Raw genomic sequence first — 24,245 nt, 5'->3', positions numbered from 1 at the left:
CCCCGTTTCCCCACTTTCCCCCCTGTGCCCCGCGATGAACCGCGGGGTGGGGGCGTCGGCCCCTCGCGTTGTGCTTTCACCTGGGCTTTTACTGCTTTTTGGGCTGATGTGTGACCGAGCCCGATCGGCTCGGCTCGTGTCGGTGATCACGTCGGGAATTTTCCCCCACCTTCTGCAATAAGCGTTGACCAGCAAGTATTGGGCAAATTGGGCGACAACACGCTGTTATCCACCTTGTGAGTGGGGGAAAGTGGGGTACTGTGGTGCGCAGCGGGGAGCGAAGGTGAACCGCCCGGGCATACGGCGTTCGATACGAACGTGGTGGGAGGTGTCGAGTGTTTCTCGGTACCTACACGCCGAAGCTCGACGACAAGGGGCGGCTCACGTTGCCCGCAAAGTTCCGGGATGCGCTGGCGGGAGGGTTGATGGTCACCAAGGGTCAGGATCACAGCCTCGCGGTGTATCCCCGGGAAGAATTCACCGCTCTCGCACGCAAGGCCGCGGCCGCGTCGAGAAGCGATCCGGAGGCGCGAGCCTTCGTTCGCGGACTGGCGGCAGGTACCGATGAGCAGCACGCAGATGCCCAGGGGCGCATCACCCTCTCGGCAGATCACCGTCGTTACGCGGGTCTCTCCAAGGACTGCGTAGTGATCGGTTCGGTCGATTTCCTCGAAATCTGGGATGCGCAAGCCTGGCAGACCTACGTCGAGGCGAACGAGGAGAACTACTCGCAGGCAACAGGAGTCGCGCTCGGCGAGATCGTCTGAGCGTGACCGCGTCCCCGCGAATGCCGCGAGGCCTCTGTCCGACGGAACCCTGACGCACTTCCCCAGCGCCAGGTTTTCATTTCGGGCAGGGACCTCGAAGCATTCGCCACGGCAACTGGCCGACAAGAGAAGTTCGAGCAGTGAACCCCGGCTTCGGGCGCTTCACCCGCACCACAGAGCAGGAGCCGGAGGGATCATGGTGGATCACGAGGGGGAAGATTCCTCGCCCGCCGATGGTTTCGGTCACATCCCGGTTCTGCTTCACCGCGCAGACGAACTGCTGGGCCCCGCCCTCACCGTGAACGACCCGCAGGGCGGGGGAGCCGTCATGATCGACGCGACCCTCGGTCTCGGTGGTCATTCCGAGCACTTCCTGCGGACCTACCCTCAGCTGAGGCTCATCGCCCTCGACCGTGATCCGCACGCGCTCGAGATCGCCGGTGGCCGGCTCGCTCCGTTCGCCGATCGCATCACGTTCGTGCACACCCGCTACGACGGCATCGAGGATGCGCTCGCCCAGGCGGGCCTCCCCGCGCAGGAGTCGGTGCACGGGATCCTCTTCGACCTCGGTGTCTCCTCGATGCAGCTCGACGAATCGGATCGGGGATTCGCGTACTCGATCGACGCTCCCCTCGACATGCGGATGGACCCGACCACCGGCATCACCGCGGCCGAGGTCCTCAACACGTACAGCCACGGAGACCTCGCTCGCATCCTCAGCACGTACGGCGAGGAGCGCTTCGCAGGCAAGATCGCGTCGGAGATCGTCCGGCAGCGCGCGAAGGAGCCGTTCACCACCAGCGCAGCGCTGGTCGAACTGCTGTATCGCTCCATTCCTGCGGCGACCCGCCGTACCGGGGGACATCCGGCCAAACGGACGTTCCAGGCCCTTCGAGTGGAGGTCAACGGCGAGCTCGATTCACTGCGCGCCGCGGTCCCGGCAGCACTCGACGCGTTGACCGTCGGGGGACGCGTCGTGTTCATGTCGTACCAATCCCTGGAAGACCGGGTCGTCAAGCAGGAAATCACTCCCAGGTCGAAGTCGAAGAGCCCCGAGGGGCTTCCTGTCGAACTGCCGGGGATGGGACCGGAGTTCCGGATCCTCACACGGGGGGCGGAGCGGGCGTCCGAGCAGGAAGTCGAAGAGAACCCACGATCAGCCCCGGTGCGTTTGCGCGCTGCAGAAAGAATTGCCAGGAGGTCGGCGGCATGACGGTTCAGGTGAGTTCCACCGAGATGCGGCCCGCGCGGGCGGCCGCCCGGACGGGCGCGGCTGAGCGGGCGTACAAGAAGCGCACCCAGCGCGCGGCCGTGCACAGTGGATCCGCGATCGCCGTCTCCGGTAAGAACCGCACCGGCACGCTCACCGCCCGCATCCCGTTCGTGGCAACGATCCTCGTTCTGCTCGCGATGGGCCTGGCCATGACATTGCTGCTGACCACCCGGTCCGCGGAGGACTCGTACCAGCTGAGCGCCGCCCGCGCTCACAACCAGTCGCTCGCGGAGGAGAAGGCGGCACTCGAGCGTGACGTCGAGACCGCCAACTCCGCCCCGAAACTGGCGGAGGAAGCAGCCAAGCTCGGCATGGTGCCCGCCAACGATCCCGCTCGCCTCGTCGTCCACCCCGACGGCAGCGTCGAGGTCGTCGGAAAGCCGGCCCCGGCGTCGGGTGCACCCGTGCCGCCGCTGGACGTCGCCCCGCCCACCCAGCGTGGCAACGCCGTCGCGACCGCCCCCAACCGCGGGACGACGACGCAGTCGCCGCGCGCCACGCCGCAGCCCGGCAATGGCACCGAGATCCAAGCGCAGGGTGAACAATTGGTTCCCGTGATCCCCTCGACCACCGCTCCGACGACTGCTCCACCGTCCGGCGGTCGCCGGTGAGTCGAAGCGCACCGAGAAGTCGTCCCCGGCGCCCCAAGGGCGCCGGTTCGGCGTCCTTTCCGTTCAGACAACGGTACGGACGCCTGGTGATGTTCTTGGCGCTCGGCCTCGCCGCAGTGCAACTTCTGTGGATCCAGGTCATCGACGCACCACAACTGTCCGCGGAGGCGGCGAACCAGCGCACCACCACCGAGGTGGATCCGGCGCTGCGCGGGTCGATCACCGACCGCAACTCCAACCCCATCGCATTCACGATGGAAGCGAAGGCCCTGACGTTCCAGCCCGCACGGGTGCGGAAGGAACTCGAGGAGGCGAAGGCCAAGAGCGACACCGCCCCCGACGTCGACTCCCGTCTCGACGCTATCGCGAAGGAGATCCACGACCGGCTCGGCGACGCCGCACCCGAGAAGGATCTGAAGGAGAAACTGCACGGCGACGACACGTTCGTCTATCTGGCGCGCAGCGTCGACCCCAACATCGCCGCGCAGATCAGTGACAAGTTCCCGGAGGTCGGACTCGAACGCCAGGACATCCGCGAGTACCCCGGCGGATCCCTCGCCGCCAACCTCGTCGGCGCCACCGGCTGGGACGGTCACGGACTGCTCGGCCTCGAGGACTCGCTCGACTCCACTCTCGCCGGCACCGACGGCTCCCAGACCTACGACCGAGGTTCCGACGGCGCGGTGATTCCCGGCAGCTGGCGCGACAAGCAACCGGCGGTGGACGGGTCGAGCGTCGAGCTCACCATCGACTCCGACCTGCAGTACTACGTCCAGCAGCAGGTGCAGATGGCGAAGGACAAGTCCGGTGCGAAGGACGCGTCGGCGGTCGTGCTCGACTCCCACACCGGTGAGGTGCTCGCGATGTCGAACGACAGCACGTTCAATCCGGCGATCGGGGTGGGCAACAATCCGCGGACCGTGGAGATGGGCAACCTGCCGGTGAGCACGCCGTTCGAACCGGGCTCGGTCAACAAGATCGTCACCGCGGCGGCCGCGATCGAGTACGGGCTCACCACACCGGACGAAGTTCTCGAGGTCCCCGGCAACATCCAGATGTCGGGTGTGTCGGTGAAGGACGCCTGGGACCACGGGGTCGCCCCCTACACGGCCACAGGCGTGTTCGGTAAGTCCTCCAACGTGGGCACTCTGATGCTCGCCCAGCGCGTGGGGGAGGACCGCTACGCGGACATGCTGTCCAGGTTCGGTCTCGGCCAGCGCACCGACGTCGGGCTCCCAGGTGAGAGCGCCGGCAGCGTCCCCAGCCGCGACCAGTGGTCGGGGGGCACGTTCGCGAACCTGCCGATCGGCCAGGGCCTGTCGATGACACTGCTGCAGATGACCGGCATGTACCAGGCGATCGCCAACGACGGCGTCCGCATCCCGCCGCGCATCGTGAAGGCGACGGTCGACGCGTCCGGGAACCGGACCGAGACCGAGACGCCCGAGGAGGTGACGGTCGTCAGCCCCCAGACCGCGTCCACCGTTCGCGACATGTTCCGGTCCGTCACCCAGGACGACACGGGCAACCAACGGGGTACCGGGGTGCAGGCCGCCGTCGACGGATACCAGATCAGCGGCAAGACGGGCACCGCCCAGCAGGTCGATCCCGCCTGCAAGTGCTACTCGAACTCGAACTACTGGATCACGTTCGCGGGGATCGCCCCGGCCGACAACCCGCGGTACGTCGTCGGAATCATGCTCAACGCGCCGACACGCAGCGCGGACGGCTCCGGCGGGCAGTCCGCCGCACCGCTGTTCCACAACATCGCGTCCTGGATGCTGCAACGCGACAGCGTGCCGATGTCCCCGGACCCCGGACGCAGGCTGGTGCTGCAGGCCGATTGAGCGAAGGTCGGCCGAATCGGGTTCCGAGAGCTCTCGCGGTAATCTGACACGTCGGCCGTTCAGTGGACACGGACTTTTCCGTGGACGCAGGGAACTGCCGAGGTAGCACGCTGTATCGATCCGTGCACTACGCCGTTGTCAGTGAGAGTCGACATCCGAGAGGAGCCCGGTGCCTGTTCCGTCCCGCCCGCAGTCGGCGTCAGTGGAGGCGAAGGTCACAGACAGCCTTCGCCCCGCCCAGCCGGTCCGTACCACGGTGAGCGCTCTGGCAGCGCTCGCCGGAGCGAGGGTCGAGGCACCCACCGGAACCGCCGAGCACGTGATCGTCACCGGGGTGGATCTCCGCGCCCAGGGGATCATCGAGGGCGATCTGTTCGCGGCCCTTCCCGGGGCCCGCGCGCACGGCGCGGAATTCGCCGCCGACGCTCTCGCCTGCGGCGCGACCGCGATCCTCACCGACGAGGCCGGATTCGAGTTGGTGTCCGCACTGGGCTCCGACATGCCGGTGCTCGTCCACGACGACCCACGGGGTGTTCTCGGCGAGCTGTCGGCCACCATCTACGGCCGGCCCTCGGAGAAGATGCAGGTCATCGGTATCACCGGGACGTCGGGGAAGACCACGACCTCGTATCTCGTCGAGGCCGCGCTCACCGCCGCGGGGCGGACGACCGGTCTCGTGGGCACCATCGAGACCCGGATGAGTGGCCGCCGGGTGCCGAGCGCACTGACGACGCCCGAGGCGCCGCAGCTCCACGCCCTGTTCGCGGTGATGCTCGAGCAGGGCGTCGACACGGTGGTCATGGAGGTGTCCAGCCACGCGCTGTCGCTCGGCCGCGTCGACGGAGTCCGCTTCGACGTGGGCGCGTTCACGAACCTCTCCCAGGACCACCTGGACTTCCACCGCGACTTCGAGGACTACTTCGCCGCCAAGGCGCGGCTCTTCGCAGCCGATTCGTCCGTCCATGCACAGCACGCCGTCATCTGTGTCGACGACGTGTGGGGCCAGCGGATGGCCGACGTCGCGCGCGGCGCGCACTCGATGGTGACGACGGTGGGCACCACGCCGGAGAGTGAGGGCGCGGTGTGGACGGCGGGCCCGGCGACGGTGTCGTCCTCGGGCTCGCAGACCTTCGCGCTCACCACGGCCGAGGGCACCACACTCGACGTGGAGCTCCGTCTGCCGGGGCAGTACAACGTCGCCAACGCTTCCCTTGCCGTCGCGCTGTGCGCGGCGCTGGGTGTCGATCCGCGCGACGCCGTCGCGGGCATCGCCGGGGTCGACGTGCCGGGCCGGGTGCAGCGGATCGACCGAGGGCAGGACTTCCTCGCCGTCGTCGACTACGCGCACAAGCCCGCAGCGGTCGAGGCCGTGATCGCGACGCTGCGCGAGCAGGTGCACGGCCGCGTCGCCGTCGTCGTGGGTGCGGGCGGCGATCGCGACGCAGGCAAGCGGCCGCTGATGGGCGCCGCGGCCGCGCGCGGAGCCGACCTGCTGATCATCACGGACGACAACCCCCGCACCGAGGATCCGGCGAAGATCAGGGCCGCGGTCCGCGAGGGCGCTCTCGGAGTGCCCGAATCCGAGCGGGGACAGGTGTGGGAAGTAGCGGACCGAGCGAAGGCGATCGCCGACGCCGTCGGCTGGGCGCAGGCAGGCGACGTGGTTCTGGTCGCAGGCAAGGGACACGAGATCGGTCAGGAGATACACGGGGTGAAGTACCCATTTGACGACCGCGACGTACTGGGCGACGCGATCGAGCGACAGGTCGGAGGAGCGCGATGATCCCGATGACACTCGCTCGCGTCGCCGAGATCGTGGGCGGCGAACTGCACGACGTCGCCGATCCGTCGGCCGAGGTGACGGGAACGGTCGAGTTCGACTCGCGGAAGGTCACCGACGGGGGTCTGTTCCTCGCCCTGCCCGGCGCCCGAGTGGACGGCCACGATCACGCGGCCTCGGCGGTCGAGGCCGGTGCGGTCGCGGTCCTGGCGGCGCGCCCGGTCGGCGTCCCCGCGGTCGTCGTCACCCCGACACCGAGCGACATCCCGAGCAAGGCGATGGCACTCGAGCACGACACCGACGGATCGGGCGCCGCCGTGCTCTCGGCCCTCGCGAAGCTCGCGCGCGCATCCGTCGACGACCTCACCGCGAAGGGGCTCACCGTCGTCGGCGTCACCGGATCGGCGGGAAAGACGTCGACGAAGGATCTGCTCGCCGCCGTCCTGCGCCCCCTCGGCCCCGTCGTCGCGCCGCCCGGATCGTTCAACAACGAACTCGGCCACCCGTGGACCGCCCTCCGCGCGGACGCGGACACGGGATACCTGGTTCTGGAGATGTCGGCCCGCGGCCGCGGCCACATCGCCTCCCTCGCGACAATCGCACCCCCGAAGATCGGGGTCGTCCTCAACGTGGGTACGGCGCACCTCGGCGAATTCGGTTCGCGTGATGCGATCGCCGCCGCCAAGGGCGAACTCGCGGAGTCGCTGCCCTCGGCGGACGACGGTGGCGTCGCGATCCTCAACGCAGACGATCCGCTGGTGGCAGCCATGGCCCCGCGCACGTCGGCCCGGGTGGTCCTCGTCGGCCAGTCGGAGTCCGCGCACGTGCGGGCCACCGACATCGTGCTCGACGAGAAGGCAAGGGCGCGTTTCACTCTCACGGCGCCAGCGGGCAGTGTGCCCGTCGAGCTCGCCGTGCACGGCGAACACCAGGTCGGCAACGCGCTCGCCGCAGCGGCGGTGGCGCTCGAATGCGGGGCGGACCTCCAGCAGATCGCGCAGGCCCTCTCCGGTGCCGCCGCCGTCTCGGCGCGCCGGATGGACGTCCGCGACCGGCCGGACGGTGTGACCGTCGTCAACGATTCGTACAACGCGAACCCCGACTCGATGCGGGCGGCCCTGAAGGCGCTGGTGTCGATGGCCAGGACGGGCCGGGGTGCGGCGCGCCGGAGTTGGGCGGTGCTCGGAGAAATGGCCGAGCTGGGTCCAGAATCAGTGGTCGAACACGACGCCATCGGCAGATTCGCCGTCCGGCTGGACGTGAGCAGGCTGATCATCGTCGGAACCGGCAGGCCCGCCCGCGCCATGCACCAGGGTGCGGTCATGGAGGGTTCGTGGGGCGAGGAGTCGATGCTCGTCCCCGACATCGCCGGTGCGGTCGCCTTGCTCGAACAGGAACTGGCGCCGGGTGATCTGGTGCTGGTCAAGGCGTCGCAGTCCATCGGATTGTGGGAGGTTGCGGACACGGTGTTGGCGGGAAGCACGGGACAGAAGGGTTCGGAGGCTACGCGGTGAGACAGATCCTCTTCGCGGCGGGCATCGCGCTCGCCGTCTCGATTCTGCTGACCCCCGTTCTCATCAAAGCCTTCTCCCGTCAGGGATTCGGCCAGGAGATCCGTGTCGAAGGTCCGGCGAGCCACCAGTCGAAGCGCGGCACCCCGACGATGGGTGGCGTCGCCATCCTCGCCGGACTGTGGGCCGGCTACTGGGGTTCGCACCTGATCGGCATCGGCTACAACGCGGACGGGCCGTCGGCATCGGGACTGCTGGTTCTCGGTCTCACGACGGCGCTCGGCGGGGTCGGATTCCTCGACGACTTCATCAAGATCCGCAAGCAGCGCAACCTCGGTCTGAACAAGACAGCGAAGCTGGTCGGCCAGCTCATCGCGGCAGTGGCGTTCGGCATTCTCGCGCTGCAGTTCCGGGGCGCCAACGACCTCACGCCGGGCAGTGAACACCTGTCGTACGTGCGTGACATCGCGACGGTCACGATGGGCTCCGTCGTGTTCGTCGCGTTCTGCTACCTCCTGGTGAGCGCCTGGTCGAACGCGGTCAATCTCACCGACGGACTGGACGGTCTCGCTGCCGGTTCCATGAGCCTGGTGCTCGGCGCGTACGTGATCATCACGTTCTGGCAGTACCGCAACGCGTGCGAGACGAGTCCCGGCAAGGGCTGCTACGACGTCCGCGATCCGCTCGACCTGGCCCTGATCTGCGCGGCCGGTGCCGGTGCGTGCATCGGATTCCTGTGGTGGAACGCGGCGCCCGCCAAGATCTTCATGGGCGACACCGGTTCGCTGGCACTCGGCGGCATGCTCGCCGGACTGTCGATCACGACGCGCACCGAACTGCTGATGGTCGTGATCGGCGCGCTGTTCGTCGCCGAGGCGGCATCGGTCGTGATCCAGGTCGCGGTGTTCCGGTCGAGCCGAAGACGAGTGTTCCGGATGGCTCCGTTCCACCACCACTTCGAACTCGCCGGGTGGGCGGAAACCACGGTGATCATCCGGTTCTGGTTGCTGGCCGCCATCGCTTCCGCGATCGGGCTCGCGCTGTTCTACAGCGAGTACCTGGCAGCGATCGGGGGCTGACGACGTGGCAGAGGAACACGGCGGGCTCGACTGGTTGCGGGGTCGCAGCGTCCTCGTCGCCGGTGCGGGAGTCTCCGGCCGGGCCACCATCGAACCGCTTCGTGACCTCGGTGCGCTCGTCACCGTCACCGACGCGAACGTCGACGCCCTCGCCGAGTGCGCGCGTCTCGGCGCCGCGACCGTCCCGATCGACGATCTGCTCACCGAGCGGGACCGCGTCGCCGAGTTCGCGCTGGTCGTGACGAGCCCGGGGTTCCGTCCGGACGCGCCGCTGCTCTCGCTCGCCGCCGGGGACGGGGTGCCGATCTGGGGCGACATCGAGTTCTCCTGGCACGTCGACCGGGCCGGGCTCTACGGCCCGCCCCGGCGGTGGCTGGTGGTCACCGGAACCAACGGCAAGACCACGACGACCTCCATGCTGCAGTCCATCCTCGAGGCGGCCGAGCTGCCGAGTCTGGCCTGCGGCAACATCGGGCTTCCGGTACTCGACGCCCTGCGGCAGACCGAACCCCGGGCAGAGGTGCTGGCCGTCGAACTCTCATCGTTCCAGCTGCACTGGGCGCCGTCGGTCCGGCCGACCGCAGGCGCGATCCTCAACATCGCCGAAGATCATCTGGACTGGCACGGCGGGATGCAGCCGTACATCGATGCGAAGGCCCGCGCCCTGACCGGTGAGGTCGCGTTGCTGGGGCTCGACGACGAAGTCGCGTCCTCTCTCTTCTCCTCGTCCCTCGCAGACCGGACCCTGGGTTTCCGGCTCGGTGTGCCGGCGTCAGGCGAACTGGGTGTCGAGGACGGGTATCTCGTCGACCGCGCGTTCGCCGACGGCGAGCGGCTTGCCCCGGCCGAGGGGATCACCCCGCCCGGGCCTGCCGGACAGATGGATGCCCTGGCCGCGGCGGCTCTGGCCCGGGCGATCGGAGTTCCGCCGGACGCCGTCGCTGCAGGTCTGGCCGCCCACGTCGTGGGCCCGCACCGCGCGGCACACGTCGCCGACGTCGGGGGAGTGACATTCGTCGACGACTCCAAGGCCACCAACCCGCACGCCGCCCGCCCGTCGATCCTCGCCCACGAGCGGGTGGTGTGGATCGCCGGTGGTCTGCTGAAGGGTGCGCGGGTCGACGACCTCGTCCGCGAGGTGGCGGGTCGCCTCGCCGGCGCCGTCCTGCTCGGCCGCGACGCGAGGCAGATCGCAGAGTCCCTTGCGCGACACGCCCCCGAGGTTCCCGTGGTCACTGTCGAAACGGGAGACGATGCAGGTGTGAGTGCAGTCCCGCAGACCGCGACGCACCGGCTGGTGCTGCCGGCGGACACCGACAGCGACGCCGTGATGAGTGTCGTCGTGCGCGAAGCGGCTGCGCTGGCAACGGCGGGGGATTCCGTCGTCCTGGCGCCCGCGGCGGCCTCGCTCGACATGTTCGACAGTTACGGCCACCGGGGGCGCAGCTTCGCGGACGCCGTCGGCAGGCTCGACGAGTCGGACATCTCCAGGACGCTGCGATGACCTCCGCCGGAGCCCGCACCCGCCGCGTCCCCGAAGGACGGCGGTCCCCGCCCCGCACGGCGGCCGCCCCCGGGGTGGCGAAGCGTGCACCGTCGAGTCCCCGCACGCGCACGGCACCTCCGCGTGGCCCGCGCACCCGGATCGGGGCCTGGCTGTCGCGGCCTCTGGCGTCGTTCCACCTCGTGGTCACCATCGCGTTTCTGCTGACGGTCCTCGGCCTGGTGATGGTGCTGTCGTCCTCGAGCGTCGAGGCCTACGCCTCCGACGGTTCGGCATACACCCTCTTCACCCGGCAGGCGCTGTTCGCGGCTCTCGGGCTCGGCCTGTTCTACGCGGCGCTGCAGATCCCGGTCCGGGTGATGCGCGCCCTGTCGTTCCCGGCCTTCGCGGTCACGATCATCCTGCTGGTCCTGGTCCTCATACCCGGCATCGGCACCGTGTCCCAGGGCACCCGGGGTTGGTTCGTCGTGGCGGGATTCTCGTTGCAGCCCGCCGAGCTCACCAAGATCGCGCTGGCAGTGTGGGGTGCGCACATCCTGGCGTCGCGGCGCAGCGACATCTCCAGTATCCGGGACATGCTCGTTCCGCTGGTGCCGGCCGCGCTCGTCGCGTTCGTCCTGATCATCCTGCAGCCCGACCTCGGAACGACGGTCTCGCTGGCCATCATCCTGATGGCCCTGCTGTGGTTCGCGGGCCTGCCGCTGAAGCTGTTCATCGCGATCCTCGGGACCGGCTTCGGAGGAATCGTGATCCTCGCGCTCACCGCCGGCTACCGCTCCGCTCGCGTGCGCGAGTTCCTCAATCCCGGTTCCGACCCGCAGGGCATCGGGTACCAGTCGCGGCAGGCGATGTATTCGCTCGCCGACGGCGGCATCCTGGGGCGAGGGCTGGGGCAGAGCCGCGCGAAGTGGAGCTACCTGCCGAACGCCCACAACGACTTCATCTTCGCGATCATCGGCGAGGAGCTCGGATATCTGGGCGGCGCCGCCGTCCTCGGCTTGTTCGGACTGTTCGTGTACACGGGCCTGCGCATCGCGGCCCGATCCGCCGACCCCTTCCTACGCCTGCTCACCGGAACTGCGACGGTGTGGATCACCGGACAGGCATTCATCAACGTCGGATACGTGATCGGGCTGCTGCCCGTCACCGGCCTGCAGTTGCCGCTGGTGTCCGCCGGCGGAACGTCGACGGCCACCACACTGTTCATGTTCGGCCTCGTCGCCAACGCGGCGCGGCACGAACCGGAGGCGGTCGCGGCGCTGCACTCCGGACAGGACGGCCCGTTCGGTCGTCTCCTGCGGCTCCGCAAGCCGGAGGCGTATTCGCCGGTGCGGGCCGACGCGGCACGCGCCGAGGCGGTGCGCCGCGCCGAGGCCCGCCGGCGGGCCGGTCGGGAGATGGCCCCACGGACCCGCAGCGTCACATACGAGAAGGGCCGCCCCGAACGCGGCAAGGGCCGCACCCCCGAACGAGGTGCACGTCAACAGCGAAGCTCGGGTGGCCGAGCAGGAGAGCGAGGATTTCGTAGGTGAACGGCGACAAGTCCACCCTGTCGGTGATCGTGGCCGGTGGTGGTACCGCCGGGCACATCGAACCGGCTCTGGCAGTGGCCGATGCGATCAAGGCGATCGACGACACCGCGGTGGTGACCGCTCTCGGTACGGCGCGTGGCCTCGAAACCACCCTGGTTCCCGAGCGGGGCTACCCGCTCGAGCTCATACCGCCGGTGCCGCTGCCCCGTAAACCCACCCTCGACCTGCTGCGACTTCCCGGTCGGGTGCGCGCGTCGGTGCGCCGCACCCGCGAGGTGCTCGATGCGACCGGTGCCGACGTCGTCGTCGGATTCGGCGGGTACGTCGCGCTGCCGGCATATCTGGCGGCCGGCCCCGGACTGCTGCGCCGTCGGCGCCGCATTCCGATCGTGGTGCACGAGGCGAACGCCAGTGCCGGGATAGCGAACAAGATCGGTGCCCGCCGGGCCGCCCGGGTCCTGGCCGCGGTCGCCGGTTCCGGAGTCTCCGCACGCGGTCGCTCGGACGCGGAGATCCTCGGGATCCCGGTCCGGGCGTCGATCACCGGTCTCGACCGGGCGGCCCTGCGGGCGGAGGCGCGCGCACATTTCGGGCTCCCCGCCGACGGTCCCGTACTGCTCGTCTTCGGTGGTTCGCAGGGCGCGCGGTCGCTCAACGAGGCCGTGTCGGGCGCGGCCGAGTCGCTGGCAGCGGCCGGTGTGGCCGTCCTGCACGCGCACGGACCGAAGAACACCCTCGACGTTCCCGCGACACCGGGCGGCCCGCCGTACGTGGCCGTTCCCTACCTGTCGCGGATGGACCTCGCCTATTCGGCCGCGGACGCGGTGATCTGCCGGTCGGGTGCGATGACGGTGGCGGAGGTGTCGGCGGTGGGGCTTCCCGCGGTGTACGTGCCGCTGCCACACGGCAACGGGGAGCAGGAACTGAACGCGCGACCGGTGGTCGCCGCCGGAGGTGGAATGATTGTGGCCGACGGAGACCTGTCCGCCGGATTCGTCGCGGAGACCGTGATCCCTCTGCTGCGTGATCCCGCACAGCTCGAGGACATGGGGCGACGCGCGGCCGGCGCGGGTCACCGCAGCGCAGCCACCGAGGTTGCGCGCATCGTGCTCGACGTGGCCGCGCTGACAAGGGGAACCCGATGACCGACCTGCCCGCGGAGTTGGAACGTGTCCACATGGTCGGGATCGGCGGCGCCGGAATGTCCGGAATCGCGCGGATCCTGCTGGCCAGGGGTGGGCAGGTGTCCGGATCGGACGCCAAGGAGAGCCGCGGCGTCCTCGCGCTGCGTGCCCGCGGCGCGCACGTGCGGATCGGTCACGACGCCGGCGCGCTCGACCTGCTGCCCGGCGGCCCGACCGTCGTGGTCACCACGCACGCCGCCATCCCGAAGGACAACCCGGAACTCGTGGAGGCGGCCCGGCGCGGCATACCGGTGATCCTGCGACCCGCGGTGCTGGCCTCGCTGATGCAGGGGCACCGTACCCTGCTGGTGTCGGGCACCCACGGTAAGACGTCGACCACGTCGATGCTGGTGGTGGCGCTGCAACACTGTGGTTTCGATCCGTCGTTCGCAGTTGGCGGCGAACTCAACGAGGCCGGAACCAACGCCCACCACGGCAGCGGCGACGTGTTCGTCGCGGAGGCCGACGAGAGCGACGGTTCGCTGCTCCAGTACGAACCGGACGTCGTCGTCGTCACCAACGTCGAAGCCGACCACCTCGACTACTTCGGCAGCACCGAGGCGTACATCCAGGTGTTCGACGATTTCGCGGCGCGTCTGTCGCCCGGCGGTCTGCTCGTCTCCTGTCTCGACGATCCGGGGTCCGCGGCGCTCGCGCAGCGGGTGGCGGCGCGGGGACTGCCCGGTGTGCGGGTGCTGGGATACGGCAGCGCCGAGAACACCGACGGGGCCTTCGCACCCGTCGACGGCGTCGAGGTCGGCGCGCGGTTGCTGAGTTTCGAGGCCCGGGACGTCGGCGGAGTGCTGCAGTTCCAGCTGGCCGGCGAACAGTCGCCGAGGACGGTCCGGATGGGTGTGCCCGGCAGGCACATGGCGCTCAACGCTCTGGCCGCTCTCCTCGCCGCCCGGGAAGCCGGTGCCGACGTGGACGAGATCCTCGAAGGCATTGCCGGATTCGGGGGAGTGCACCGCCGGTTCCAGTTCACCGGCCGCGAGCACGGGGTCCGCGTGTTCGACGACTACGCGCATCACCCCACGGAGGTGCGTGCCGTGCTCGGCGCCGCCGCCGATCTGGTGCGCCAGCCCCACGAGGCCGACCGTCGCGAATCCGAGGACTCGGTGCGCAGCGGCAAGGTCATCGTGGTGTTCCAGCCCCACCTGTACTCCCGCACAGCAACATTCGCGGAAGAATTCGGGCACGCGCTCGACCTCGCCGACGAGGTCGTGGTCCTCGACGTGTACGGCGCGCGGGAAGAACCGCTCCCGGGTGTCAGTGGCGCCCTGGTCGCGCTGTCGGTGTCGAAGCCGGTGCACTACCAGCCCGACCTGTCGCAGGCGCCGCGGCAGGTCGCGGCCCTCGCGACCCCCGGGGACGTGGTGATCACCATGGGTGCCGGTGACGTGACGATGCTCGGCAACCAGATCCTCGACGCTCTGCGTGCGGCTCCGCACCACCACCCGTCGCGATGACGCGGGAGCGTCGGGGCCGGTCGGAGCGGCCGGACCGCCCTGTCCGCCGCGACGTCCAGCGCAGTCCGAGGCCGGGGCGTGAGGCCGGTGCCCGCGCGACGGCGAGCGATCGGACGTCCTCGCGTCGGCGCACCTCGACGGTCACCGACCCCGGAACGCGGCGCACCCGCGAATCGGCTTCGGCGGCACGGAAGCCCGCGGCGGCGGAGACGTCGCAGCGACCGTGGTACCGGCGGCCCGCGGTGATGGGCGTCGTCGGTGTCGTCGTGGTCGTGGCGCTCGGCCTCGTCGCCTGGTTCACGCCGCTGCTGTCGGTGCGGGAGACGGACGTCGCGGGGGCGACGTCCGTCTCCGAGGAGCAGATTCGCCAGGTGCTGGCGGTGCCGCAGGGGCAGCCGTTGCTGCGTGTCGACACGGAGGGCGCGGCTCAGCGGGTCGCCGCGATCCCGAAGGTGGCGTCCGCGCGCGTCCAGCGGGTGTACCCGTCCACCATCCGGGTCACGGTAACCGAGCGGGTGCCCGTCGTGTTCGTCGACAACCCTGGCGGTACCCATCTTCTCGACGCGGAGGCCGTGGACTACGAGATCGCACCGCCGCCGCCGGGGGTGCCGCGTCTGGTGACGGAGACGCCGGGGTGGGGCGACCCGTCGACGGAGGCTGCGATCGAGGTGCTGGAGTCGATGCCGCCTCAGCTCCGCGGTCAGGTGGGACAGATTGTGGCGAAGTCGATTTCGGATATCGCGGTGACGTTGCTCGACGGCCGGACCGTGGTGTGGGGCGGCACGGAGAAGTCCGAGCGCAAGGCTGCGGTCACCCTGCCGCTGCTCACCCAGCCCGGGCAGACGTACGACGTGTCGAGTCCCGACCTGCCGACGGTGCGGTGAGGGGTCGTGACCCGGATGCGAAAGAGTTGCGGGCGAGTTCGTCAAATAACTCGGCGCGTCTCGGCGCGCCTAATGGCGTATCCGTATGGCGGTGCATAGCGTTTCGCTCTAGTCGGGCAGCACTTGACATAACCGTAACCCTATGGTTGAGGTTGAGGGTTCAGGCTGGACTGATCTGTACGAAAGCGTGATACACACTCATGGAAGGCGAGAGCCGATGACGCCCCCGCACAACTACCTCGCCGTAATAAAGGTCGTCGGCATCGGCGGCGGCGGCGTGAACGCAGTCAACCGGATGATCGAGCAGGGACTCAAGGGAGTCGAGTTCATTGCCGTCAACACCGACGCGCAAGCGCTGCTGATGAGTGACGCCGACGTCAAGCTCGACGTCGGCCGGGAGCTCACCCGCGGGCTCGGAGCCGGCGCGGATCCCGAAGTCGGCCGCAAGGCCGCAGAAGACCACAAGGACGAGATCGAGGAAGTCCTCAAGGGCGCCGACATGGTGTTCGTGACCGCAGGCGAGGGCGGCGGCACGGGTACCGGCGGCGCACCGGTCGTGGCGAGTATCGCGCGCAAGCTCGGGGCCCTCACCGTCGGTGTCGTCACCCGCCCCTTCTCCTTCGAGGGCAAGCGCCGCGGTGGCCAGGCCGACACCGGCATCCAGTCGCTGCGTGAATCGTGCGACACCCTCATCGTGATCCCGAACGACCGCCTCCTGCAGCTCGGTGACGCCGCAGTCAGCCTCATGGACGCGTTCCGCAGCGCCGACGAGGTCCTGCTCAACGGTGTCCAGGGCATCACCGACCTCATCACCACCCCCGGTCTGATCAACGTCGACTTCGCCGACGTCAAGGGCGTCATGTCCGGCGCGGGTAGCGCGCTGATGGGCATCGGATCCTCGCGCGGCGAGGGCCGGGCCATCAAGGCCGCGGAATCGGCGATCAACTCTCCGCTGCTCGAGGCGTCGATGGAGGGTGCGCGCGGCGTGCTGCTCTCGATCGCCGGTGGCAGCGACCTCGGCCTGTTCGAGATCAACGAGGCGGCGTCGCTGGTGCAGGAAGCTGCCCATATCGACGCGAACATCATCTTCGGCACCGTCATCGATGATTCGCTCGGCGACGAGGTGCGGGTCACCGTCATCGCCGCCGGGTTCGACGGCGGCGCCCCCGCCCGTCGGCCGGTCGAGTCGGGCGCCGCCGGTCGCAGTGCCATCGGTGCCGGGCGGGCGGGCGAGGTCGGACAGCAGGCCGAGCAGCAGCACAGCGAGCCGATGTCGGTGACCCGAGAGACGATCAGCTCCCACCAGAGCCCGAGCAGTCTGCCGCCGCTTCCGGGAAACGGTCAGTCCCGTGCGGTGCCGGTGTCCGACGAGGAGGGTGAAGACGAAGTCGACGTGCCCTCCTTCATGCGTCGTTGAGTTCGTCGTCAGCCCCCGATTTCAGGGTTCGCCGGGTCGTCACCACCCGTGCCGGCGGGCAGTCCGTCGCACCGTACGACACGTTCAACCTCGGTGATCACGTCGGCGACGATCCGGCCGCGGTGGAGGCGAACCGGCATCGGCTGGCCGACAACATCGGCGTGGCCTTCGACCGCTTGGTCTGGATGGAGCAGATCCACAGTCGCAACGTGACCGTGGTCGACGGGCCCACCGACGTGCCGGTGCCCGCCACGGACGCGCTGGTGACGACGGTGCCGGGGCTCGCACTCGCGACCCTCAGCGCCGACTGCGTCCCGGTGCTGCTGTCCGACGACGAGGCCGGGGTGATCGCCGCCGTCCACGCCGGCCGGATCGGCGCCCGCATCGGCATCGTTCCGCGGGTGCTCGACGTCATGGTCGAGCAGGGGGCGCGGGTCGACCGGATCGGCGCGTTCCTGGGTCCGGCGGCGAGCGGCCGACAGTATGAGGTCCCCGCGGCGATGCAGGCGGACGTCGAGAAATTCCTTCCCGGCAGCGCCACCCGCACCGTCAAGGGGACCCCCGGCCTCGACCTGCGGGCCGGTCTGCGGAAGCAACTGCTCGACGCGGGTGTCTCGGGAGTGGCGGAGGATCCGCGCTGCACCATCGAGGACCAGACGCTGTTCAGTCATCGCCGGCAGGCCCCGACCGGTCGCCTCGCGGCGGTGATCTGGATGGATACTGGGCAAGACAGCATGTGACGACGGCCGCCGGTGGGCGGCGAGGATTCGGCGTGGGAGTGGAAACGATGGGCAGGGTCGGGGAGATCGAGGCTGCGCTGGGCGCTGTGCGTGCACGGCTCGACGCGGCGTGCCGGGACGCCGGCCGCGACCCCGCGGAGGTGTCGCTGCTGCCCGTCACCAAGTTCTTCCCCGAATCCGACGCGCGGATCCTGTACGACCTCGGGTGCCGCGAATTCGGGGAGTCACGTGAGCAGGAGGCCACGGCCAAGATCGCGGAGTTCCGGACCGCGGTGACGGATCCGTCGGTGCGGTGGCACATGATCGGACACCTCCAGCGCAACAAGGCGAAGGCCGTCGCGCACTGGGCGTACGCCATCCACTCGGTGGACAGCGAACGACTCGTCGGCGCCCTCGGCCGCGCGGCGACCGCGGCTCTCGAGGCGGGGGAGCGGCCCGAGCCGCTGCGGGTGCTGCTGCAGGTCAGTCTGGACGGCGATCCGCAGCGCGGCGGTGCCGCGATCGCCGACCTCGAACACCTTGCGGCGGAGGTGCAGTCGTCGCCGGGACTCGAATACCGCGGGCTGATGGCGGTTCCGCCGATCGACGCCGACCCGGACGCGGCGTTCGAGGAACTGGAGAAGATACACGCGCGGCTCAGGCGCGACCATCCGGATGCGACGGACCTCTCAGCAGGCATGACGAATGATCTCGAGCACGCTGTCCGACACGGGTCGACGTGCGTGCGTGTCGGAACCGCGCTGTTGGGTTCGAGGCCTATAACCTCGAAATAGATCGCCCAGGTGATCGCCAACCCGTCCACACCGCTGCGACCGGTCGCAGTTGGATCCTGTCCGCCGCGCCAAGGAAGGTCGATCAATGAGCAGTCTGCACAAGTTCAAGGCTTACTTCGGCATGGTTCCCCTCGACGACTACGAGGACGAGTACCTGGACGAGCCGGAACCTGCGCGCAGGCCCGCTCGCCCGGCGCGTGACAGTGGACGTGATCCGTACCTCGACCGCGACGACCGTGACTTCGCGGAGCCGGCCTTCAGCAAGGCCGCCTATGCTCCCGGCCGCCGGGACGACCTCGACGACGACTTCGACCGGTACGACGGCCCGCGGCACTCGTCCCGGGTCGAACCGGTGGCCGTCCGGTCGGCCCGTCCCAGTGCGAGCGGTGCTGTGCGCGGCAGCACCCGCGGCGCGCTGGCGGTCGACACGCGGTCCGAGCGGGTGGAGAGTCGTCGCGGACCCCTCTTCGACGAAGGGGGCCCGCTGTCCAAGATCACCACGCTGCGTCCCCGCGACTACGGGGAGGCCCGGACCATCGGCGAGCGGTTCCGTGACGGCACCCCCGTCATCATGGACCTCGTCGAGATGAGCAACGCCGACGCCAAGCGCCTCGTCGATTTCGCCGCCGGACTGGCATTCGCGCTGCGCGGGTCCTTCGACAAGGTGGCCACGAAGGTGTTCTTGCTCTCACCCGCAGACATCGACGTCTCCGCCGAGGAGCGTCGCCGCATCGCGGAAACCGGCTTCTACAGCCAGAAGTAAACCGGGGAGCGGGGGAAACGACCATCGGGATCCGAACGTCCGAAACGACGCGGGCCGCGGCGGCTGTGGCGGAGAAAGCCCTGGCCACGCGGCTCGTTTTGATCGGCCGGACATTCTCAGGCAGAGTGAAGGTGTGGCCTTGTTCTCGGTGATCTACTTGATACTGTTTGTCTTTTGGCTGCTACTCATCGGCAGAATCATTGTCGAGTTCGTACGGACCTTCGCACGAGACTGGCGGCCAACCGGCGTCGTGGTCGTCATCCTCGAAGCGATTTTTACGGTCACCGATCCTCCGGTCAAACTGCTCCGGCGGTTGATCCCCCCGATCAATCTCGGGGGGGTGCGGTTGGATCTATCCATCATGGTCTTGCTGTTCATCGTCTTCATCCTGATGTCGATCGTTCAGGGACAAGCGCGTGCTACGGGTCTGGTGTGACAGAATGGACCCCATTGATCCAGTCTTGTTTCACCGTTACGTAGACTGCGCTGTAACTGAATGCTTGCTAGACCGCCAAATGACGCGTGAAGGGATCCTTCCATGCCGCTGACTCCCGCTGATGTGCACAATGTCGCGTTCAGCAAGCCACCGATCGGTAAGCGGGGCTACAACGAAGACGAAGTCGATGCGTTTCTCGACCTCGTCGAGCAAGAGTTGTCGCGCCTGATCGAGGAGAACGCCGACCTTCGGCAGCGAGTAGGGGAGCTCGACAAGGAGCTCGCCGATGCGAAGAAGGCTCCACGCTCCGCGTCCGCAGCACAGACTCCCGCCCCCAAGGCGGAGCCGGCTCGTGTCGTCGAGCAGCCCAAGGCTCCCGCGCCGGCACCGGCTCCCGCCGCTGCGGCTGCGGCCGCTCCTGCACAGGGCGCCGACGCACACATGCAGGCCGCCAAGGTTCTGGGTCTCGCCCAGGAGATGGCGGACCGCCTCACGAGTGACGCGAAGACGGAGTCCGAGCAGCTGCTCGGCAACGCGCGCACCAACTCGGAGCAGCTGGTCAGCGATGCACGGACCCGTTCCGAGACGATGATCGCGGACGCCCGCCAGAAGTCGGAAGCGCTGATTACCGACGCTCAGACCCGGTCCGAGACCCAGCTGCGCCAGGCCAAGGAGAAGGCCGACGCGCTGCAGGCGGACGCGGAGAAGAAGCACACCGAGATCATGGCGACGATCAACCAGCAGCGTTCCGTGCTGGAGGGTCGTATCGAGCAGCTCAAGACATTCGAGCGCGAATACCGTGTGCGCCTGAAGTCGTACCTGGAGTCGCAGCTCGAGGAACTGGAGCAGCGGGGATCCGCGGTTCCGGTGGACGGCGGTCAGGATTCGTTCGCGCAGGGTGGATCGCAGTCCAATTACAGCCAGTCCTACGCCAAGGGCAATAGCTGACTGAGCGCGCGGTAGTTGCCCAGCCAGCGGCCCGGATAGAGGTTGAGCCGTGCTGGTCGTGACACTCGCTCTTGCAGCGGTGGGGTTCGCTCTCCTGGTGGTGGCTCTGATGACCGGTTCGGTCGTGTGGGCCTGGGGATGCATCGTAGTGTGCGTCGCCGGAGCGGTCCTGCTGCTCGTCAGCGCCCTCGCGGGCAAGAAGGCGGCGACCGTGCCGGGGCAACCCGCGAGCGGTGTTCCCGGTGAACGCGGTCCCGCTCGGGACGCGGACACGACGCCCGGTTCCGACGAGGGCGACTGAGCTGCCGCACGCCGGTGGCGGCTAGACTGCATTCAGCGAATAATTCAGTAACCGAGTTTCGCGGCGACGATCCGGCCATCACCGGGGAGCCTTCGGAAGAACGGCCGGTACGCCGGCTCAGTAGAACCGAACGGGTGGGCCCGTCACAGCCTGGCACCGAGAGGCGCCCTCCGGGGTGCAAGCGGGGTGGTACCGCGGTGGTGACGCAGGAGGCGTCTCCGTCGTCCCCGTGCCGAGTACGTCAGGCACGAGGAGATCGCGGTGACCGACACCAGCAACGTGACCAGCAGCAACGAGTCCTACCCCAAGGTCGACTACGGCGTCTCCCAGGATGCGGGTGTCCGGTTCCCCCAGATCGAGCAGCGTGTGCTGGCCGGCTGGGACGAGGACGACACCTTCCGGGCATCGGTCGCCCAGCGCGACGACGCCCCCGAATTCGTGTTCTACGACGGTCCGCCGTTCGCGAACGGTCTCCCGCACTACGGCCACCTCCTGACGGGGTACGTCAAGGACCTGATCCCGCGGTTCCAGACCATGCGCGGCAACAAGGTCGAGCGCCGATTCGGCTGGGACTGCCACGGACTGCCCGCCGAACTCGAGGCGGAGAAGCAACTCGGGATCAAGGACAAGTCCGAGATCGACGTCATGGGTCTCGAGAAGTTCAACGAGTACTGCAAATCCTCCGTGCTGCGGTACACGGACGAGTGGCGCGACTACGTCACCCGGCAGGCCCGGTGGGTCGACTTCGACAACGATTACAAGACCCTGGACCTCGACTTCATGGAGTCGGTCATGTGGGCGTTCAAGGAACTGTTCGACAAGGGCCTGATCTACCAGGGCTTCCGTGTGCTGCCGTACAGCTGGTACGAGCAGACGCCGCTGTCGAACCAGGAGACCCGGCTCGACGACGCGTACAAGATGCGCCAGGATCCCGCCGTCACGGTCGACATGCCGCTGCACGGTGAGGGCCCGCTCGACGGCGCCAACGCGATCATCTGGACCACCACGCCGTGGACGCTGCCGTCCAACCTCGCTGTCGCGGTGCACCCGGACATCGACTACGTCCAGGTGACGGGCGCCGACGGCAAGCGCTACGTGCTCGCCAAGGATCGGCTGGGTCACTATGCCCGCGAACTCGGCGAGGCACCCGAGGTGCTGTCGGAGCACAAGGGTTCGGACCTCGTCGGGCTCCGCTACGACCCGCCGTTCGACTTCTTCGTCGGACACGAGAACGCGCACCGCGTCATCTCCGCCGACTATGTCACCACCGAGTCCGGTACCGGAATCGTCCACCTCGCACCGGCTTTCGGTGAAGAGGACATGGAGTACTGCACGGCGAACGGAATCGAGATCGTGCAGCCGCTCGACCCGGGCGGCAAGTTCACGGCGATGGTGCCGCCCTACGAGGGTCTCCAGGTGTTCGACGCGAACCCCGTGATCATCAAGGACCTCAAGGCTGCTGGAAAGTTGCTGCGGCACGAGACGATCGAGCACTCGTACCCGCACAGCTGGCGCAGCGGGCAGCCGCTGATCTACATGGCGGTCCCGTCGTGGTTCGTCGCGGTCACCAAGTTCCGCGACCGCATGGTCGAGCTGAACCAGGACATCACGTGGGTCCCCGAGCACATCCGCGACGGACAGTTCGGCAAGTGGCTCGAGGGCGCGCGCGACTGGAACATCAGCCGCAACCGATACTGGGGCAGCCCGATTCCGGTGTGGGTGTCCGACGACCCGGCGTACCCGCGCACGGACGTGTACGGCTCGCTCGACGAACTCGAGCGCGACTTCGGGGTGCGCCCGACGGATCTGCACCGGCCGATGATCGACGACCTGGTGCGTCCGAACCCCGACGACCCCAGCGGGAAGTCGATGATGCGGCGCGTGCCCGAGGTCCTCGACTGTTGGTTCGAGTCCGGGTCGATGCCGTACGCGCAGGTGCACTACCCGTTCGAGAACCGCGAATGGTTCGACAGCCACTTCCCGGGCGATTTCATCGTGGAGTACAACGGCCAGACCCGCGGCTGGTTCTACACGCTGCACGTGCTGGCGACGGCGCTGTTCGATCGTCCCGCCTTCAAGACCGTTGCGGCCCACGGCATCGTCCTGGGCGAAGACGGACTGAAGATGAGCAAGTCCAAGGGCAACTACCCGGACGTGAAGGAGGTGTTCGAGCGCGACGGCTCGGACGCCATGCGCTGGTTCCTCATGTCCTCGCCGATCCTGCGCGGGGGGAACCTCGTCGTCACCGAACAGGGCATCCGCGAGGGTGTCCGGCAGGCGCTGCTGCCGCTGTGGAACGCGTGGAGCTTCCTGCAGCTGTACGCGCCGACGTCCGGTGAATGGCGCACGGATTCGACGAATGTCCTGGACCGGTACATCCTCGCGAAGCTGGCCGGAACCCGGGACGCCATCACCGGCGCGCTCGAGACGAACGACATCGCCGGGGCGTGCGACGAACTGCGCACGTTCTGCGACGCGCTGACGAACTGGTATGTGCGGCGGTCGCGTTCGCGCTTCTGGGACGAGGACAAGGACGCCGTCGACACCCTCCACACGGTGCTCGAGGTGGTCACCCGGCTCGCCGCTCCGTTGCTGCCGCTGGTCAGTGAGGTGATCTGGCGGGGACTGACCGGCGGACGGTCCGTGCATCTCGCGGACTGGCCTGCCCAGGGTGAGCTGCCGGCTGATGCGGAGTTGGTGTCGGCGATGGACGAGGTGCGGTCGGTGTGCTCGACGGTGCTGGGCCTGCGCAAGGCGCAGAACCTTCGGGTGCGGCTGCCGCTGCCCGAGGTGACGGTCGCGTCCGACGACGCGGAGCGCCTGCGCCCGTATCTGGGTCTCATCGCCGACGAGGTCAACGTCAAGAAGGTCGACCTCACCACCGACGTGGACGTGCACGGCCGGTTCGAGCTCGTCGTCAACGCGCGCGCCGCGGGGCCGCGCCTGGGCAAGGACGTGCAGACCGTCATCAAGGCCGTCAAGGCCGGTGACTGGTCGGAGAACTCGGACGGCGTCGTCGTCGCGGCGGGGATCGAGTTGCTGCCGGAGGAGTACACGCAGCGGCTGGTCGCCGCCGAACCGGAGTCGACGGCAGCCCTGCCCGATGGGGCCGGTTTGGTCGTCCTGGACTCGGCGGTCACCGAGGAACTGGAAGCCGAGGGGTGGGCGAAGGACCGTATCCGCGAGTTGCAGGACGCGCGGCGCGCCGCCGGGCTCGAGGTGTCCGACCGGATCACCGTCGTCCTCGACGTGCCCGCGGAACGGCGGGACTGGGCGCTCGCGCACCGGGAGCTGATCGCGGGCGAGATCCTCGCCGTCGAGCTGGAACTGGCCGAGGCGCCGGGCGACGCCGTCGAACTCGGTGAGGGTGTGCGGGCGGCGATCGCCAAGGCATGACCTGTCGGACCGGGCGGGTATTTTGCACCA

20 protein-coding genes are annotated in these 24,245 nt (G+C 68.7%); all 20 read left to right on the top strand.

What is annotated here, in order from left to right:
* Positions 1-335 precede the first annotated feature (335 nt).
* The 20 genes from mraZ to ileS all read left to right on the top strand — a co-directional run bounded on the left by mraZ (position 336) and on the right by ileS (position 24,215).
* On the top strand, positions 336-767 hold the full coding sequence (mraZ, locus tag G9373_RS15120) for a division/cell wall cluster transcriptional repressor MraZ (RefSeq protein ID WP_005247637.1): 432 nt from the start codon (positions 336-338) through the stop codon (positions 765-767).
* Positions 768-963: 196 nt separating this feature from the next.
* Positions 964-1,980, top strand: a complete 1,017-nt coding sequence (gene rsmH, locus G9373_RS15115) for a 16S rRNA (cytosine(1402)-N(4))-methyltransferase RsmH (RefSeq protein ID WP_005260190.1) — start codon at positions 964-966, stop codon at positions 1,978-1,980.
* Positions 1,977-2,651, top strand: coding sequence for a hypothetical protein (locus tag G9373_RS15110; protein WP_005260195.1), 675 nt, complete (start codon positions 1,977-1,979; stop codon positions 2,649-2,651). Before rsmH ends, G9373_RS15110 begins: the two co-directional genes overlap by 4 nt.
* Entirely contained in the window at positions 2,648-4,498 is a 1,851-nt protein-coding gene (locus tag G9373_RS15105) for a penicillin-binding protein 2 (protein WP_037204871.1), read from the top strand. Before G9373_RS15110 ends, G9373_RS15105 begins: the two co-directional genes overlap by 4 nt.
* A 169-nt stretch (positions 4,499-4,667) precedes the next feature.
* Complete coding sequence (locus G9373_RS15100; protein WP_167115618.1) at positions 4,668-6,281, top strand: UDP-N-acetylmuramoyl-L-alanyl-D-glutamate--2,6-diaminopimelate ligase; 1,614 nt, start codon at positions 4,668-4,670, stop codon at positions 6,279-6,281.
* A complete protein-coding gene (gene murF / locus G9373_RS15095) occupies positions 6,278-7,792 on the top strand; it encodes a UDP-N-acetylmuramoyl-tripeptide--D-alanyl-D-alanine ligase (RefSeq protein WP_054248934.1) in 1,515 nt (504 codons plus the stop codon). Before G9373_RS15100 ends, murF begins: the two co-directional genes overlap by 4 nt.
* Positions 7,789-8,868: a phospho-N-acetylmuramoyl-pentapeptide-transferase gene (gene mraY, locus G9373_RS15090; protein ID WP_005247625.1), complete on the top strand. Its 1,080-nt coding sequence runs from the start codon at positions 7,789-7,791 to the stop codon at positions 8,866-8,868. Before murF ends, mraY begins: the two co-directional genes overlap by 4 nt.
* A 4-nt stretch (positions 8,869-8,872) precedes the next feature.
* On the top strand, positions 8,873-10,372 hold the full coding sequence (gene murD, locus G9373_RS15085) for a UDP-N-acetylmuramoyl-L-alanine--D-glutamate ligase (RefSeq protein WP_120660697.1): 1,500 nt from the start codon (positions 8,873-8,875) through the stop codon (positions 10,370-10,372).
* A complete protein-coding gene (gene ftsW / locus G9373_RS15080) occupies positions 10,369-11,904 on the top strand; it encodes a putative lipid II flippase FtsW (protein ID WP_064080879.1) in 1,536 nt (511 codons plus the stop codon). The genes murD and ftsW overlap by 4 nt, the downstream gene beginning before the upstream one ends.
* Positions 11,901-13,049, top strand: coding sequence for an undecaprenyldiphospho-muramoylpentapeptide beta-N-acetylglucosaminyltransferase (gene murG / locus G9373_RS15075; RefSeq protein ID WP_005247177.1), 1,149 nt, complete (start codon positions 11,901-11,903; stop codon positions 13,047-13,049). The genes ftsW and murG overlap by 4 nt, the downstream gene beginning before the upstream one ends.
* A complete protein-coding gene (murC, locus tag G9373_RS15070) occupies positions 13,046-14,557 on the top strand; it encodes a UDP-N-acetylmuramate--L-alanine ligase (RefSeq protein WP_005260207.1) in 1,512 nt (503 codons plus the stop codon). Before murG ends, murC begins: the two co-directional genes overlap by 4 nt.
* Entirely contained in the window at positions 14,554-15,441 is an 888-nt protein-coding gene (locus G9373_RS15065; protein WP_240960505.1) for an FtsQ-type POTRA domain-containing protein, read from the top strand. Before murC ends, G9373_RS15065 begins: the two co-directional genes overlap by 4 nt.
* Positions 15,442-15,658: 217 nt before the next feature.
* Positions 15,659-16,858 carry a cell division protein FtsZ gene (gene ftsZ / locus G9373_RS15060; RefSeq protein ID WP_005247614.1) on the top strand — a complete coding sequence of 400 codons (1,200 nt, stop codon included), beginning with the start codon at positions 15,659-15,661 and terminating at the stop codon, positions 16,856-16,858.
* Positions 16,855-17,598 carry a peptidoglycan editing factor PgeF gene (gene pgeF / locus G9373_RS15055; RefSeq protein ID WP_120660698.1) on the top strand — a complete coding sequence of 248 codons (744 nt, stop codon included), beginning with the start codon at positions 16,855-16,857 and terminating at the stop codon, positions 17,596-17,598. Before ftsZ ends, pgeF begins: the two co-directional genes overlap by 4 nt.
* A 47-nt stretch (positions 17,599-17,645) precedes the next feature.
* A complete protein-coding gene (locus G9373_RS15050) occupies positions 17,646-18,371 on the top strand; it encodes a YggS family pyridoxal phosphate-dependent enzyme (protein WP_043793872.1) in 726 nt (241 codons plus the stop codon).
* Between the two features lie 85 nt (positions 18,372-18,456).
* Positions 18,457-19,134: a cell division protein SepF gene (locus G9373_RS15045; protein ID WP_005574458.1), complete on the top strand. Its 678-nt coding sequence runs from the start codon at positions 18,457-18,459 to the stop codon at positions 19,132-19,134.
* Positions 19,135-19,267: 133 nt separating this feature from the next.
* Positions 19,268-19,570 (top strand): YggT family protein, encoded by a 303-nt coding sequence (locus G9373_RS15040; protein WP_005247609.1) that lies wholly within the window; start codon positions 19,268-19,270, stop codon positions 19,568-19,570.
* A gap of 102 nt (positions 19,571-19,672) precedes the next feature.
* Positions 19,673-20,518: a DivIVA domain-containing protein gene (locus G9373_RS15035; RefSeq protein ID WP_005260217.1), complete on the top strand. Its 846-nt coding sequence runs from the start codon at positions 19,673-19,675 to the stop codon at positions 20,516-20,518.
* Between the two features lie 49 nt (positions 20,519-20,567).
* On the top strand, positions 20,568-20,819 hold the full coding sequence (locus G9373_RS15030) for a hypothetical protein (protein WP_005574455.1): 252 nt from the start codon (positions 20,568-20,570) through the stop codon (positions 20,817-20,819).
* Positions 20,820-21,080: 261 nt separating this feature from the next.
* Positions 21,081-24,215, top strand: coding sequence for an isoleucine--tRNA ligase (ileS, locus tag G9373_RS15025; RefSeq protein ID WP_005574454.1), 3,135 nt, complete (start codon positions 21,081-21,083; stop codon positions 24,213-24,215).
* The last annotated feature ends 30 nt before the right edge of the window (positions 24,216-24,245 follow it).

The sequence above is a fragment of the Rhodococcus sp. A14 genome, assembly GCF_011603105.1.
GTDB lineage: Bacteria > Actinomycetota > Actinomycetes > Mycobacteriales > Mycobacteriaceae > Rhodococcus_F > Rhodococcus_F opacus.
Note: the sequence above shows the minus strand (reverse complement) of the source record. Positions and strands in the feature narration are given on the sequence as shown.